Genomic DNA, 701 nt, shown 5'->3' with positions numbered 1-701 from the left:
CGTTGTCGTATAGGTAGAGGCCCGGGGGAGTTCATCACCGCTCAGGTGCTCCAAAAGGAAGAAGCTCGGCTTTATCGTGCTCTGCAGGTATGAAAGGAGAGAATCTTTTGAGTATCCCTTCGCCCTGAGCATCTGAACCCCCAGTAAAAAGCCTTTAGATAGTTGGCGTGCTCCTCCAGCGAGGTTATCCTGTCCTTCGAGAGAAAGCTGAGCTTCAGGGAGCTCTTCTCAAGGGCTGTTTTCTAAATGGTTAAAATCGTAAAGTTTATATATTTTGTGTCATTGTTTGTAATAGGGGTGTGCAGTATGAAGCTTTATAGGACGGGAAAAGCGGCACAGCTCCTTGGCATCAGCAAGCCAACATTAATCAGGAAAATCAAAAGCCGGCGAGATTAAAGCATACAGGGTCGGAAAAGAATACAGAATTCCAGAAAGCGAGATTAAAAGACTCCTCGAAGGCAAAACCCCCGACAAGGTTGTAATTTACGCCAGAGTATCAAGCAGAGACCAGAAAGAAGACCTTGAAAGACAGGTCGAATACCTCAAGAACTACTGCGCATCAAAAGGCTACCAAGTTGCAAAAATCATAACAGACATTTCCTCAGGACTGAACGAGAACAGGAAGGGGTTACTCCAGCTCTTCAAACTCATTGAAAGCGGGGAAATAACAAAAGTCGTGATAACTTACAAGGACAGGCTCA

1 pseudogene is annotated in these 701 nt (G+C 45.4%); it reads left to right on the top strand.

What is annotated here, in order from left to right:
* Positions 1-306: 306 nt before the first annotated feature.
* A pseudogene (locus tag THEPK_RS01245) lies at positions 307-701 on the top strand (IS607 family transposase); the annotation flags it as partial.

Source organism: Thermococcus sp. PK (genome assembly GCF_000430485.1).
GTDB lineage: Archaea > Methanobacteriota_B > Thermococci > Thermococcales > Thermococcaceae > Thermococcus_A > Thermococcus_A bergensis.
The sequence above is the reverse complement of the archived record's forward strand: the minus strand, read 5'-3'. Positions and strand labels throughout refer to the sequence as shown.